This is a genomic window from Rhizobium sp. Leaf311, assembly GCF_001423445.1.
GTDB lineage: Bacteria > Pseudomonadota > Alphaproteobacteria > Rhizobiales > Rhizobiaceae > Agrobacterium.
Window position 1 is genome coordinate 46347 of record NZ_LMNZ01000024.1, and the last position, 752, is coordinate 47098.

At 51.1% G+C, this 752-nt stretch carries 1 pseudogene; it reads left to right on the forward strand.

Annotated features, from left to right (window positions below):
* Positions 1-518: 518 nt before the first annotated feature.
* A pseudogene (locus tag ASF69_RS23675) lies at positions 519-752 on the forward strand (nucleotidyltransferase); the annotation flags it as partial.

Below are 752 nucleotides of genomic sequence, written 5' to 3' on the forward strand. Positions count from 1 at the left end.
ATCCACAGGCGGAATGCTCGCTGTAGCGATCCTCAAACTTTACGTTGGCTACCAGCCGGTCTGTGTCGCTATCGAAAAGTGAGAACGCTAGTTCAAGCGCTTTTCCCTAGGATGAATGACCGACCATCAGCGAACCGTTTCACGATTTTTTGTATCTAGGACGAACACCCCGAAGCTTCACCCAAGCGCCATATCAAGACGTGGCGTTAGGGTTTCATCCCGCAAGCGAGTGGGGATTGATGAGCGGCGACCACCTAGGGTCTTATTCCGCAGTGGGCGCTCTCATCTCACAAAAACGATCATACCAATGTCTTAGTTTCGAAAAACTGAGTGTCGATGGTTCGATTCCGTTCAAGAGCTTTTCACTTTATTGGAAACGCCTGAAATACTGGTTGATTTGCAAAAATCCCCCAACACTTTTGCCATTTGATGAATGTTGCGAAGCGTATAAGGTCCACAGATACCACCAGCGCGATGAGATCGCAGCAATAATTGGAAGCCAGTCAGACCCCGTTCCCATGATGAAATCCTCCCTCGATCATATCCCGCACCGAAAGCAGCGAGAGCTTGCCCGTGCGCTGGAGATCCTCCACGAGGAGTTCGAAGATGCATTGGGTGAAGGCACCGCGGACTTCAAGAAGCGCGGACGCATTCTCAAGATCATCCTGTTCGGTTCTTACGCCCGTGGGACCTTTGTCGACGAGCCGCATACGATGAAGGGCTATCGCTCGGATTTCGATTTGCTGGTGATC